We start from the raw sequence: 13,670 nt of genomic DNA, 5'->3' as shown, positions 1-13,670 counted from the left end.
TCTATTTTTTAAGTTCTAAAATCGCATCTACGAAGCCGCGGAATAATGGATGTGCATTATTCGGACGGGATTTAAGCTCTGGATGCGCTTGTGTACCAATGAAGAATGGGTGGTTTTTCACTTCAATACTTTCCACAAGGCGACCATCTGGAGATGTACCAGAGATAACAAGGCCAGCATCAGTCAATTGTTGACGGTATTCATTGTTGAACTCATAACGGTGACGATGACGTTCATAAATCAAATCTTCACCATAGGCTTCATGAGTTTTTGTACCTGCTTCTACTTTGCAAGGATAAATACCTAGGCGCATTGTACCGCCTTTTTTATCTACATCAACTTGATCACTCATCAAGTCAATTACTTTGTATTTAGCATTTTCGTCGAATTCGCTAGATGTAGCACCTTCCATACCGCATACGTTGCGAGCAAATTCCATTACTGCAGATTGCATGCCAAGGCATAGACCGAGATATGGAATATTATTTTCACGAGCATATTGAATTGTACGAATTTTACCTTCTACACCACGGGACCCAAATCCACCAGGTACGATGATACCTTCAACGCCATCAAATACCTCTTTAGGATTTACAGATGTATCATCAAGTTCTTCGGAGTCAATCCAACGAATATTTACTTTAGTACCTGTAGCAATACCAGCATGATCTAATGCTTCAACTACGGATAAATACGCATCATGTAATGCTACATATTTACCAACGATAGCAACTGTAATGTCTTTACTAGGGTTCAAGATTTTATGAACCATTTCTTTCCATTCAGTCATATCGCAAGGGCGTTCTTCAAGGCCTAATTTTTTGATAACAATATCATCAAGACCTTGATCTTGCATCATCAATGGTACTTCATAGATGGAGCTGCAAGTTTGGTTTTCAATAACTGCTTCTGGTTCTACGTCACAGAATAAAGCAAGTTTTTCTTTCATTTCATCAGAAATGTGTTTTTCGCTGCGGCATACCAAGATATCTGGCTGAATACCAATGCTGCGCAATTCTTTTACGCTGTGTTGTGTAGGTTTAGTTTTCAACTCGCCTGCTGCATTGATATAAGGCACCAATGTTACGTGAATGTAAAGTACATCATTACGACCTACGTCTTTTTTCACTTGGCGGATAGCTTCCATGAATGGCAAGCTTTCAATATCACCTACAGTACCACCGATTTCAGTGATAACTACATCAGCGTTATCCTCTTTACCTACGCGGTATACGTTTTGTTTGATTTCATTTGTAATGTGTGGAATAACTTGTACAGTGCTGCCCAAGTAATCACCTTTACGTTCTTTATTGATTACAGACCAGTACACTTTACCTGCTGTAATGTTGGAACGTTTACTAAGGTTAATATCGATAAAGCGTTCATAGTGACCCAAATCAAGGTCAGTTTCAGCACCGTCATCTGTTACGAATACTTCACCATGTTGGTAAGGGCTCATCGTACCAGGGTCGATATTAATGTATGGGTCAAATTTTTGAATCGTTACATTGAAACCGCGGTTTTTAAGCAAACGACCCAAGGATGCTGCTGTAATCCCTTTACCAAGAGAAGAAACAACGCCGCCAGTTACGAAAATATACTTAGTTGCCATGATGCCTCCCACCTATTACATTTTTTCCGGAGCAGAAATACCTAAAATACCCAAGCCTTGACGAAGTACGAGGGCAATCGCTGTGATTAATCCTAGACGAGCTTGTTGCAACGCTGGATCTACGCCAATGATACGACCTTGACGATAGAAGGAATGGAACATGCTTGCCAAATCGAATAAGTAACGAGCAATACGATGTGGTGCACGATGTTCAGCAGATTGAACGACCTCTTCTGGATATTCAGCTAATTTTTTAATCAATTCTAATTCCATTTCGCTTGTAAGCGTTGTGAAATCAGTTTCACTATAATCACCAAATGCAATGCCGGCTTCACGCACTTGGTTGTAAATGCTGTGAATACGAGCATGAGCATATTGGATATAATATACTGGGTTATCATTGCTACGAGATTTAGCCAAGTTAATATCGAAATCAAGTTGGCTATCTAGAGAACGCATCAAGAAGAAGTAACGAGATGCATCTACACCAACCTCTTCAATCAATTCATCTAATGTAACGCTATCGCCGCTACGTTTAGATAATTTAACGAGTTGTCCATCGCGGAACAATGCTACCATTTGTAACAACAGTACTGTTAGTTTATCTGGGTCATAACCAAAAGCAGCCATAGCAGCTTTTACACGGCATACATAACCATGATGGTCAGCGCCCCAAATATCAATCATTTCTTTGAAGCCACGATCATATTTATTGCGGTGGTATGCAATATCTGCCGCTAAATATGTAGGAACGCCATTATCACGAATAACTACGCGGTCTTTATCATCGCCATAGTCAGTAGATTTCAACCACAATGCACCGTCTTTTTCATACACTTTGCCAAGAGCCTTTAACGCCTCTACGGAGTGATGAATTTCATCAGCTTCATGAACAGTACGTTCAGAGAACCAATTATCGAAAGTAACACGGAAATTGCTTAATGTTTCCTCTAAGCGAGCTAATTTTTCTTTTAAGCCCTCTTCTTTAAACAATGCTACACGATCAGCTTCGTTCATAGCATTTAATTTATCGAAGCCTTCTCGTTCTGCAATAGCTTTTGCAGTCTCGATAATATCAGGACCACGGTAGCCATTTTCAGGGAATACGAGAGCCCCTTCTGGAATATCGAATTCAGGCATGGAACCGTCTTCGTTGCGCTTAGGTGGGAACACTAATGTAGCACCTTGCAACTCTTGGAAACGGTACTCAATGGAGATAGCCATATTATCGATTTGGTTACCTGCATCATTGATGTAGTACTCAGATTGTACATTGTAACCTGCTGCACGCAACAAGTTTACAAGAGCACTACCATACGCAGCACCACGACCATGGCCGACATGTAACGGACCTGTTGGGTTCGCACTTACGTACTCTACTTGAATCGTATCGCGTGCACGCAATGGTTGAACACCATACTGATCGCCAGCATTTAAAATAGCTTTCAACGTATCGTACACCATATCAGATTTCAAGAAGAAATTGATGAAACCTGCACCAGCAACCTCAGCGCGTTCGAGCCAATCAAAATTCATATGGCTAATCAAAGCCTCTGCAATAGCACGCGGGTTTTGACGAGCTACGCGAGCGGATTGCATTGCAATGTTTGTAGAAAAATCACCGAATTCTTTTTGAGGTGGCACTTCGAGAACGATTTCTGGATATTCCCCAGCTGGTAAGCCACCGCTGTTAATCGTATCTTGTAATGCCTGTTCAATCCCCGATTTCAGGATTTCCTTCATGTCCATGCTCTGTATCCTCCCGCACGTCTATATCTAACTGATTATAAAATTGCCATTCACCTTCTACGGAAATGTCATATCCTAAATGAACATGACCTACGCCTTCGTGAAAGTCTACTGTTAATTCATGAGTATTCACGGCCATGTGCAAATCACCATACGGTGTTTCATACACGGATTCGCGCTCTTCACCACGGACATATTGATGACGCATATTCACAGCCCCTGTTCGAAGCAATACAATAGAGTCATCATGGATTTTAATGGTCGTCTTTACCCCATCTAAGCCAGTCACACTAGATTCTTCATAACGCACATACTGGGCATTACCCTTTTCATGTGATGTACCTGGGGAAATCAGTTCCACTACGGTATCCTTGCCGTCCATATCTCGTTGTACACTTTTTACGGACACTAGAACCCGCTTCATTTTTCAACCTCCATGGCAGTAATTAATCATCATATTATACCATAATCAAAGACTATTTTGCACCCTCAATGAGTCGCAATTTCTTAGTCTTTGTCATCTGTTTTATGGCATATTCTCTACGTTGTGCATCTTGTTTATTGTGAAAGCTTTCAGAATACACCAATTCAACAGGACGTCGCCCTCTCGTATACTTAGCACCGCCTGGAATAAGCCCATTATGAGCCTCTATACGGCGTTCAATATCAGTGGTCCACCCACAATACAAGGAATCATCTGCGCAACGCACCAAGTACACATAGTGCCGCTCTTCAGACTTAACCTTCTTATTTACCATTTTTTGCATCATCAGTAATCGGTTCCAACGTAATAGTATTGATGATTACTGGCTCTACTGGTTTATCATTACGGCCTGTTTTTACTTTGCCAATTTTTTCAACTACATCCATGCCTTGTACTACAGTGCCAAAGATAGTGTGTTTGTTATCTAACCAATCTGTAGGACCTAAGGTAATGAAGAATTGGGAGCCCCCTGTATTAGGGCCTCGGTTTGCCATGGCAAGAACGCCCATTTTATTGAAGTGTAAATCATTGGAGAACTCATCAGGAATTGTATAGCCTGGACCGCCAGCACCTGTACCATCTGGATCCCCGCCTTGAATCATAAAGCCTTCGATAACGCGGTGGAAGGTAACACCATTATAGAAACCTTTCTTCACTAGGTAATCAAAGTTTTTTACTGTAATAGGTGCTTTAGAGCCTAACAATCGAACTTTGAATTGACCATAATTTGTATCAAAAATAGCATACTCATCTGCAATTGGCGCATTTGAGAAGTTAGGCATAGTTACAGATTCTGCCTTTACAGTGTTACCTTGTGGTTGTTCCCCACTTTTTGTACCACATGCCGCTGTCCCAAGCATTGTAATCCCCAACATTGCGCATAAAGCCAAGCGTTTCCAGTTCATAGTTCCCCCAAAAATATATCGTATATACTAACATGTATGTAAAATTCACATAGAAAAGCCGCTCAACCCGTGAGCGGCTCTTTTTTAGTATATCATGTTTTAGAGAAAATTTGGTTTAAATAATTATTAAATTTACCAATTTATATAACCTTATACTTTCAGTTATATATTATCTATTATTTACCATCAAATTGTTCTGGGTTTGTACTGTTATAAGTATCAATATAAGCATTGAAGGATTGAATCATTTCGTCAAGATTGTTTTCGTTTGAATCTGCAAGTACTTGACGGACGGAACCGACTACGGAATTGTAACGATCAGCCAGAACTTGTCCACGATCGCTATTCACACTCTTGAGCAATGCATCGATTTCAGAAAGCTCTTTTTCTACAGCTGCTTTATCAGCTTTTTGAGGAGCTTTTTCAAGGTTTTCTACAAGGTTAGTTAAGCGAAGCGTAGATTCCATTGCTGCCGCATAACCTTTCTTACCTTCTTTTTTCAACTTTTCAACTTGTTTTTGAGTTTGTTCGTTGTTAGTTTTTGTAAGAACATCGCTAAATTTAGCATACGCTGCATCAAATTTTTCTACAGAAGCTACATATTTAGCAGCTAACTCTTTACCTTTAGCACCGCCATCGTTCATATAGGCTTTAGAGTCATTATAAGAAGTCAACTCTTTATACACTGGCACTAATTCATTAAGAACATTCAATAGATTGTCCCGTTCTGCATCAAGTTCTTTGAATGTAGAACCTTCTTTTTTAGATTTTTCCAAAGCGTCTTGTAATCTGTCATAGTGAGGTTGGTTAGTAATAGCACCTTCTTGGAAGCCACCTTTTAATTGAGCCAAACCGTCTGCTTGGAATTGAGCAAATGCCGCATTATTGCTATTGAACTGGTTAGTTGCATCGATGAGAGTATTAAGCTTTGCAGCCGCCTTCTCATCATTATCACCGACTACAGAGGATACAGCAGAGCCAAGATTACTTACCTTATTAACACTACAACCAGAAATCAATAGACCTGTCGTCAGGGTTGCTACACAAAGTAAAGTGGTAAAAAATTTGCGTTTGTTGTTCATAACTTCTCTTCTCCTATAAATACACAAGTATGAATTTAAACGCATTATACTAATTAATCTACTACAAATCTGTAGCTACGGTTACCAAACATTATAATTCACATAACTTACAGGAATTAACTCAAACTAATCAATCCACTTGAAATGCTTACACGCATTATAAATGCCATCCTTATCACAGTCGGTAGTGATATAATCGGCTTTTTCTTTCAATTCAGCACGTGCATTCCCCATGGCAATATTAAGCCATTCTGGTCTAAACATAGACAAATCATTATATCCATCACCAAATACTACGGCTTGATTAGGTTTCATACCAAAATAATCAAGCATATTGCGAATACCCAAAGCTTTTTCCATTGGTTCATATAAAACACAGCCATCGCCATAACGAATGAGCTTATGCGTCATATGCTCAATTTCTTTTTCCTCTTCTTCCCCTTCTTTAAAGAACACATAAATCTTATAAAACTCTTCTACATTATGAAAGTCAAAATTAGGATCTACTGTCGTTTTAAAAACATCCCAATTCGGATGCCAATCTAATATTTCCTTATACGGCGTAATTCGGCCTAATTTATTCCGATCTGTTACAGCCCAAGGAATATTATGGGACTCTAAATATTCCAAATAGTTAATGCATGCATCACGATCCATGCCAATCATGGACACTAGTTCATTATTAACAGTAACACTATGGCCTCCGTCTGCCACAAAATCTGTAAGACCTGCTTGCTCAGCAAAACGCTTAGCATCTACTTGGATACGACCTGTAGCAAGCGCTACCCGATGGCCACGGCGCTTCAGTTCATCCAAACTATATTGTGCACTGTCAGGAATTTTACCTTCCGGCCACACAGCTAAGGTATTGTCTATATCGAAAAAGAAAAATTTCTGTTCCACAGGCCCTCCTAATCACGTCCGCTCATTAACTTAAATCGCTCTTTCTGCTCTACATCAGGATATTTTTCTTGATCCACATCACTCAAAAACATATCTAGTGGTCGTACATATAAGTCACGTTGGTCATATAATTTTTGATATACCACGAACTGTTCATTTGTTTCCGAATGAGTTGCAACATCTAACACATAATAGTACATACCTTTAAAATGACGATATAAGCCACCCTTTACAATTTTTCGCATTTATAACCTCATTACATAACATACACAAACAGTTACAAATTATATTAATCAAGAGATTCCATGTATTGAATAGCCTTAGTCAACATATCTGCTGTAATTTTGTACGGAGATACATCAATATCATGAACAGATGTAGCCTTTTCAACAATTTGAGGAATATGTGATGCAGTAAGATCTAATTGTGAAAGTTTAGTAGGCCAACCTAATTCTCGATATACTGGCAACCACCGTTGTAATTCATCCATTTGTTGGTCAACGGTTAACAAAATAAGTAAGCCATATGCTACCATTTCACCATGCAAATGGTTTTCTTCTGTTTCTTTATTTGTAACACAGCCATAACATACAGCATGAGCCATGTTACTATTATATGCCATAGGTACACAACCTGATACAATACCGGTAGTAAAGATAACAGTCATGGCAATGGTATCAAATGCATCACTACGTTTATTAGCTTGACTGTCTTTATAGGCTTGTATACCATGTGCTAGAATTGGTTCACTACACATAGAAGCTAGAGTAAGGCCTAACTGAGTATTATAGTCTTGCTCACGATTGCGAGCAGAAAGATGAGTTTCATAGTGTTTTGCAATAGTATCTCCCATTCCCGCCCACAAGTAACGGCTTGGTGCTTCTACGAGAATATCAGCATCAATAAAGCAGTGCACAGGAGGATGATTTACAAAGGCTACGTCATCAAAAGTATGCTCTGCAGTGTATACAGCTGCTACTTCTGACGTTGCAGCACAAGTAGAGGCAATGGTCGGAATTGTAAAGAATGGTTTATCATCTAACTCTAGAGCTACTACTTTTACCGTATCCATGGCCTTACCGCCACCAACAGCAAACATAAAGTCCGCATCTTTTACAGAAGCCATTTGTGCAATTTCCTTACCTCGAGCGAAAGTACACTCTCCACCAAAGTGAATAATATCTAGCACTTTAATCCCTGCTTTATCAAGCACTGGACGAATGTGTGGCAAAGCTTTAGAAAGAGCTGTCTCACCACCGATGATAGCTACAGACTTACCATATAATTTTGTAAATTTGGGAATAGCGTCGAACACCTCATGACCGCCAAAACTATAACTAGGTAAACAATGAGTATTACGCATAAAATCTTCCTTCCTTCCTTCCTTCATCATCTATATTCTTATTATAGAAACTTCTACTCACAAAATCAATTTTATATGACAAGCCTTAAGACACAAAAAGGTTCTATACTTTCACCAAAAACGAAAGTATAGAACCATTAATACTATTATTTATTTTCGGACACGAGCCCTTTATGGATAAGACCTACAATAAAACCGAGTATTGCAAAGCTCACCCAGCCCATACCTGCCGCTTGGAATGGAATATATTGAGTAAATAACCCCTCTAAAGCATCTGGTGCAATACCAGCGGTTTCTAAGCCAGTCATAAGTGCAGAGATCATTGTAAGACCAATTGTCCATGCATATATACAACGACGACCGCCAAATACATCGTTAATTAATGCGAGTAAAATAATTACAATTGTCAACGGATACAACAACATTAACACAGGAATAGCAGCACTGATGATTGTCTTTAGGCCAAACATACTAAGACCAAAAGCTGCAACAGAGAAAATAACTACATATAACTTGTAGCTAATCTTTGGTGTCAACTTATGGAAGTATGTACCACAAGAAGTAATTAAACCAATACTTGTAGACAAACAAGCCAAGAGAACGATAATAGCCAGAATTATTTGTCCAAAATCACCAAATAAATAACTAGCACTTGTAGAAAGGACAGGCGCCCCTGTATCGAACAGACCAAAACGTTCAACACTAGTAGCACCAATGTTAGCGATAAACACATACACAATACCGAGAAGACCTACGGCAATAGCACCAACTTCCATCACGGTTTTAGTAATTACTTCATGATTTGTAGCGCCACTAAGTCGAACAAAGTCGATAACAAGAATAGCAAATACTACAGAAGCTAACGCATCCATTGTATTATAGCCATCTAAGAATCCTTGTAACACAGCAGTAGGTGCATCTCCATACGCTGGTTGTGGCAATGCATAACCACCAATTGGCGTAATAAAGGATTTAACAATAAGTAACAAGATAACTAATAATAAAGCTGGAGTTAAAATGTTACCAATGCGATTTACAAGCTTGTGAGGGCTAATGGATAACCATAAAGATACACCAAAGAATATGGCGAGGAATATGGGTTCCATATTCATATGCAAGCCTTCAGCAAATGGCTTAATCGCAATTTCATAAGCTACTGTACCAGTACGCGGTGTGGCAAACATAGGCCCAATACTCAAGTAAAGTGCGATAGTGTATATTAAGCCATAAATTGGATGAACACGACTCGCTAACTCTTCAACATCTTTACAAGACGAGTAGCCCATAGCTACAACACCTAATAGTGGAAGGCCTACACCGGTTAATACAAAGCCGAACAAAGCCCAACCCACGTTATCACCAGAATGTTGACCTAAGGCCGCTGGGAAGATCAAGTTCCCTGCCCCAAAGAATAGGGCGAATAACATCATGCCTATAGCCCAATAGGCACGAGCAGATAATTTATCATTACCATTCATAAATGTAACCCCCTTTAGGTTATATATAGAAATAATATTACTATTATAATCCCAATGAGGATATGTATGCAATAAAAATATCCTTATTATGATATATCAGCATAACATTATTCCTATAAGTAAAGGAAATTAAACATCCGCCTTTTTGATGTGAACTTGCACATCATAGAATGTACTACCCCAACCTTGATCAGTAGGTCTGTCTGCTGTAAGTACATTAATACCTACATTAGGATCACTAGATTGTGATTGCCACCATACACCAAGGGTTACCAATGTACCTCGTTGTACATCTTCATCGTAGTAACCTTTAATTCTTACACTACCACGTTGATTATAGATTTCCACTTCATCGCCATCATTAATGTTATATACTTTTGCATCTTTAGGATTGATGCGTAGTTTCATCAATTCAGGATCATCAAACTCTAACTCACAGAAGCTAGAATCTAAAATGCGAATATCATTGCCGATAATAAGCCAGAATGGTGCCCCATCTCCATATGGCGGTAAATAGCGAATCAACGGTTCTACATCATGAGGGTTATATAATTCAATCTTTCCAGATGGCGTTTTAAAATCTAATTTATAATTTTCAGGCAACGTCATCTCTACAGGTTCACCTTGGAGAATTAAATTTTGATCATCCTTAGAAATACGGTGCGATGCACTTACAATTTGGTCTATTAACTCTCGTTCACTATGCTTAAAGAATTCATCTGTAAGTCCCATACGTTTAGCTAATTCAGAAATCACTTGCCAGTTAGAGCGTGATTCGCCAATAGGATCGATTAATTTATAACCCGTTCCAATTGTATAGTGCCCATAGGAGTTATATATATCATCATGTTCTACTGATGTTGTGGCAGGCAACACAATATCGGCATATTTACATGTGTCGGTAAAGAAGCGTTCGTGAACAACCGTAAATAAATCATCTCTCATCAAGCCTTGTCGCACCACATTTTGATTAGGTGCAGTTATAGCCGGATTACTAGAGAATACATAGAGACTATGCACAGCTGTACCTGATGGACTTGTAAGCATTTCACCTAACTTTATCATGGGCATTAATCGCTTTGCCGGAGCATGAACATGAGCTTGTTGCATTACATCTTTACCAACAAACTTACTACCACTAGCACTCGATAATAAGCCACCGCCTAAATGTTGCCAAGCTCCAACTACAGCAGGTAATGCATTAATAGCACGACAGTTCATAGCACCATTCCCATAGCGTGATAACCCACTGCCAAGACGTATAAATGGAGCCTTAGCTTTAGCATATGCATGGGCAAACTCAATCATACGCTCTACGGAAACGCCACAAAGTTCAGCTGCTTTTTCCGGTGTAAAATCAAGCAACACATCGTTTACGAGTTCATCATAACCTTGTACATGTTTCTTAATAAAATCTATATCTGCTAAACCGTCTCGATGAATAATATGAAGCATACCTAGCGCTAAGGCGCCATCACTACCAGGTTTTACGTAAATATGTTCATGAGCTTGATTAAAAGTATAGGTTTTATGAGTATCAATAATCCAAACTCGAGCGCCATTCTTTTTTGCTATGTTTACATCATGTAAGATATGAACATCGGTAGCAGTGGCATTAATGCCCCATAAAATAATTAAATCACTATGTTGTGCCTCTTGTGGCTTAATAGCTAAGGTATCACCGTAAACTGAGCAAAAACCTGCTTTCTTAGCAGGAGAGCAAATACCACGGTCCTGGTCCGTAGCACCAATACGGCGGAAAAAGTAATCTGCTGCTGGGCTTTGAATCACACCCATCGTACCTGCATAGGAGTAGCGCAAAATACTTTCACTGCCATGAGTACTAATAGTTTCTTTAAAATTATTAACAATGGTATCTAATGCCTCATCCCAACTGATACGTATATATTGGTCTTCACCGATTCCTTTTTTACCAATCCGTTTCATTGGGTACTGTAAACGCAATGGAGAATGAACCACTTGTTCGTAATGCGCCATTTTAGGGCATAATGTACCTCTTGTAAAAGCATGATCTCTATTACCACGAACAGATACTACTCTATTGTTCTCTACCGATACGATTAGACCACATGCATCTGGGCAATCATAAGGACATACTGATTTGTATTCTTTCAAAATAAGCACCTCGCTTATAAATTATATAAACTATAGGATGTATATTTATATTATATTACAGCATCATCTGTATAAGTGTAACCTTTAACACATTTTCTATCTTCACAAAGATTAAAATCATTGCATATCATGCATATCAATACATTCAGTTATCACAATACGTTGCTATACATATCAAAAATTTTTATATATGTTATTGAACATTTCAAGTTTTATCGATGTTTATCTGTTCTCATTCTTGCTCAAAGCCTAAACAGATATACTAATAAGCTCTATAAAAATACTGAAAATCTATAAAAAAATCATGCAATCATAACTAAAAGTCATAACCATATAGTTTTAGGTATAATCGGACGTTTCAGTAATCGACCTCGGAATATGTGACAAACATCACCGGTACGTATGCGTATTTAGTAATGTGTTTCAGACTGTAAGACTATTCAATCTCACTTCTTTCTGTGCTATACTGACATTGTCATTTGAGAGGATATAGAGCTCACCAGATATCATTTAAACTTCATGATATTTTAGAGTGACGTTACTATATCAGGTACATATTTTCTGAAAAGAGGTTTTAACGATGGCAGACGCAAAAAACACTGTGTTATTCCCTTATGAAACATTGAAAAAATTAAGCATGGACGCTTTCCAAAAATTCGGTTTCTCCGAAAAAGAAGCTGACATCATCCAAGACGTACTTTTGACTTCCGACTTGTTCGGTATTCAAAGCCATGGTATGCAACGTATGGTTCGTTACCACAAAGGTATCACTAATGGCTTGATCAAAATCGACGCAAAACCTGAAATCGTAAAAGAAACTCCAATCTCCGCAGTTATCGACGGTCATGATGGCATGGGCCAATTGTTGGGTCACAAAGCTATGGAAATGGCTATCGAAAAAGCTAAAAAATCCGGTGTTGGTATCGTATCCGTACGTAACTCCAACCACTATGGTATCGCTGGTTACTATGCTAAAATGGCATCCGACCAAGGCTTAATCGGTTTCTCTTGTACAAACTCCGAAGCAATCATGGTTCCTGTATATGCTCGTAAAGCTATGCTTGGTTCCAACCCTATCGCTTGGACTGTACCAGCTGATCCTGTTGACTTCTTCTTCGATTGCTCCACTACAGTAGTAACTCGTGGTAAACTTGAAATGTACAACAAAATGGGCAAAGCTACTCCAGATGGTTGGGCTGTTAATAAAGATGGCGTTCCTTCCACTGATGCAGCTGAAGTATTGGGCAACATCTCCCGTCATGAAGGCGGCGGTATCCTTCCTTTAGGTGGTGCTACAGAAGTTCTTGGCGGCCACAAAGGTTATGGTAACGGTATGATTGCTGAATTATTCTCCTCCATCTTGTCTCAAGGCGGTACTTCCAACAAATGTATGGTTGGCGGTAAATCCAATATCTGCCACGGCTTCATGGCTATCAACCCTGAATTCTTCGGTGACCCAGCTGAAATCAAAAAACACTTCTCCCAATTCTTACAAGAATTACGTGAAGCTCCTAAAGCACAAGGTCAAGACCGTATCTACACTCATGGCGAAAAAGAACATGAATCTGTTGCTAAAGTTAAAGCTGAAGGCATCCCTGTACTTAACGGTACAATGCTTGAAGTTCAAGACCTTTGCAATGAATTAGGTTTAGACTTCAAATCCTACTTCGGCGATTATGTACCAGAAGCTCCTGCTACAATGTTCAAAGGTAACTACTAATACCTAAGACCTTACAAAGGCCCTAACACGGACATGTAGTCAGTAAAGAAGGGGACATAAACACTGTTTATGTCCCCTCTCTTATATTTTTAACCTCATGTGTAATGAGGTTAAAAATTTTTAAGAGGTATATCACTTTTTATGATAAGTATATCTGTTATTTTATTGTAATTCTTTATTTTAACTGAACTTTTACAACTTAATACAATAGCGATTTACTCATCAATTAAATTGATTA

12 protein-coding genes are annotated in these 13,670 nt (G+C 38.8%); 1 reads left to right on the top strand and 11 read right to left on the bottom strand.

Annotated elements, in window-relative coordinates:
- Nucleotide 1: 1 nt before the first annotated feature.
- From ACWTVK_RS05880 to ACWTVK_RS05830, 11 genes are all read right to left on the bottom strand, one after another.
- Nucleotides 2–1,612, bottom strand: coding sequence for a CTP synthase (locus ACWTVK_RS05880; RefSeq protein WP_156719232.1), 1,611 nt, complete (start codon nucleotides 1,610–1,612; stop codon nucleotides 2–4).
- A gap of 15 nt (nucleotides 1,613–1,627) precedes the next feature.
- Nucleotides 1,628–3,361: an arginine--tRNA ligase gene (gene argS / locus ACWTVK_RS05875; RefSeq protein ID WP_119207061.1), complete on the bottom strand. Its 1,734-nt coding sequence runs from the start codon at nucleotides 3,359–3,361 to the stop codon at nucleotides 1,628–1,630.
- On the bottom strand, nucleotides 3,327–3,785 hold the full coding sequence (locus ACWTVK_RS05870) for a DUF1934 domain-containing protein (protein WP_060924404.1): 459 nt from the start codon (nucleotides 3,783–3,785) through the stop codon (nucleotides 3,327–3,329). Before ACWTVK_RS05870 ends, argS begins: the two co-directional genes overlap by 35 nt.
- 52 nt (nucleotides 3,786–3,837) lie before the next feature.
- Nucleotides 3,838–4,119, bottom strand: coding sequence for a GIY-YIG nuclease family protein (locus ACWTVK_RS05865; protein ID WP_456046259.1), 282 nt, complete (start codon nucleotides 4,117–4,119; stop codon nucleotides 3,838–3,840).
- A complete protein-coding gene (locus ACWTVK_RS05860) occupies nucleotides 4,109–4,750 on the bottom strand; it encodes a peptidylprolyl isomerase (RefSeq protein ID WP_105089769.1) in 642 nt (213 codons plus the stop codon). Before ACWTVK_RS05860 ends, ACWTVK_RS05865 begins: the two co-directional genes overlap by 11 nt.
- A 176-nt stretch (nucleotides 4,751–4,926) precedes the next feature.
- Nucleotides 4,927–5,832 carry a DUF3829 domain-containing protein gene (locus tag ACWTVK_RS05855; protein WP_456046258.1) on the bottom strand — a complete coding sequence of 302 codons (906 nt, stop codon included), beginning with the start codon at nucleotides 5,830–5,832 and terminating at the stop codon, nucleotides 4,927–4,929.
- A 126-nt stretch (nucleotides 5,833–5,958) separates the two neighbouring features.
- Nucleotides 5,959–6,735, bottom strand: a complete 777-nt coding sequence (locus ACWTVK_RS05850) for an HAD family hydrolase (protein ID WP_060924407.1) — start codon at nucleotides 6,733–6,735, stop codon at nucleotides 5,959–5,961.
- A gap of 8 nt (nucleotides 6,736–6,743) precedes the next feature.
- Nucleotides 6,744–6,980: a DUF1653 domain-containing protein gene (locus ACWTVK_RS05845; protein ID WP_303940869.1), complete on the bottom strand. Its 237-nt coding sequence runs from the start codon at nucleotides 6,978–6,980 to the stop codon at nucleotides 6,744–6,746.
- A 44-nt stretch (nucleotides 6,981–7,024) separates the two neighbouring features.
- On the bottom strand, nucleotides 7,025–8,098 hold the full coding sequence (locus tag ACWTVK_RS05840) for an iron-containing alcohol dehydrogenase family protein (RefSeq protein ID WP_303940866.1): 1,074 nt from the start codon (nucleotides 8,096–8,098) through the stop codon (nucleotides 7,025–7,027).
- A 146-nt stretch (nucleotides 8,099–8,244) separates the two neighbouring features.
- Nucleotides 8,245–9,576, bottom strand: coding sequence for a branched-chain amino acid transport system II carrier protein (gene brnQ, locus ACWTVK_RS05835; RefSeq protein ID WP_456046257.1), 1,332 nt, complete (start codon nucleotides 9,574–9,576; stop codon nucleotides 8,245–8,247).
- Between the two features lie 129 nt (nucleotides 9,577–9,705).
- The gene (locus tag ACWTVK_RS05830) at nucleotides 9,706–11,712 is read right to left on the bottom strand and encodes a molybdopterin-containing oxidoreductase family protein (protein WP_456046256.1); all 2,007 of its coding nucleotides are present in this window, start codon (nucleotides 11,710–11,712) and stop codon (nucleotides 9,706–9,708) included.
- A 580-nt stretch (nucleotides 11,713–12,292) separates the two neighbouring features.
- Between ACWTVK_RS05830 and ACWTVK_RS05825 the strand changes: the two genes are divergently transcribed.
- The gene (locus tag ACWTVK_RS05825; RefSeq protein ID WP_005379755.1) at nucleotides 12,293–13,432 is read left to right on the top strand and encodes an Ldh family oxidoreductase; all 1,140 of its coding nucleotides are present in this window, start codon (nucleotides 12,293–12,295) and stop codon (nucleotides 13,430–13,432) included.
- Nucleotides 13,433–13,670: the final 238 nt, after the last annotated feature.

Source organism: Veillonella sp. Ser01, from assembly GCF_053850375.1.
This window is presented reverse-complemented; position numbering and strand designations above follow the sequence as displayed.

Coding starts and splice junctions, on each gene's coding strand:
- ACWTVK_RS05880 (WP_156719232.1), bottom strand. CDS start 1,612: ATGGCAACTAAGTATATTTTCGTAACTGGCGGCGTTGTTTCTTCTCTT.
- argS (WP_119207061.1), bottom strand. CDS start 3,361: ATGGACATGAAGGAAATCCTGAAATCGGGGATTGAACAGGCATTACAA.
- ACWTVK_RS05870 (WP_060924404.1), bottom strand. CDS start 3,785: ATGAAGCGGGTTCTAGTGTCCGTAAAAAGTGTACAACGAGATATGGAC.
- ACWTVK_RS05865 (WP_456046259.1), bottom strand. CDS start 4,119: ATGGTAAATAAGAAGGTTAAGTCTGAAGAGCGGCACTATGTGTACTTG.
- ACWTVK_RS05860 (WP_105089769.1), bottom strand. CDS start 4,750: ATGAACTGGAAACGCTTGGCTTTATGCGCAATGTTGGGGATTACAATG.
- ACWTVK_RS05855 (WP_456046258.1), bottom strand. CDS start 5,832: ATGAACAACAAACGCAAATTTTTTACCACTTTACTTTGTGTAGCAACC.
- ACWTVK_RS05845 (WP_303940869.1), bottom strand. CDS start 6,980: ATGCGAAAAATTGTAAAGGGTGGCTTATATCGTCATTTTAAAGGTATG.
- ACWTVK_RS05840 (WP_303940866.1), bottom strand. CDS start 8,098: ATGCGTAATACTCATTGTTTACCTAGTTATAGTTTTGGCGGTCATGAG.
- brnQ (WP_456046257.1), bottom strand. CDS start 9,576: ATGAATGGTAATGATAAATTATCTGCTCGTGCCTATTGGGCTATAGGC.
- ACWTVK_RS05825 (WP_005379755.1), top strand. CDS start 12,293: ATGGCAGACGCAAAAAACACTGTGTTATTCCCTTATGAAACATTGAAA.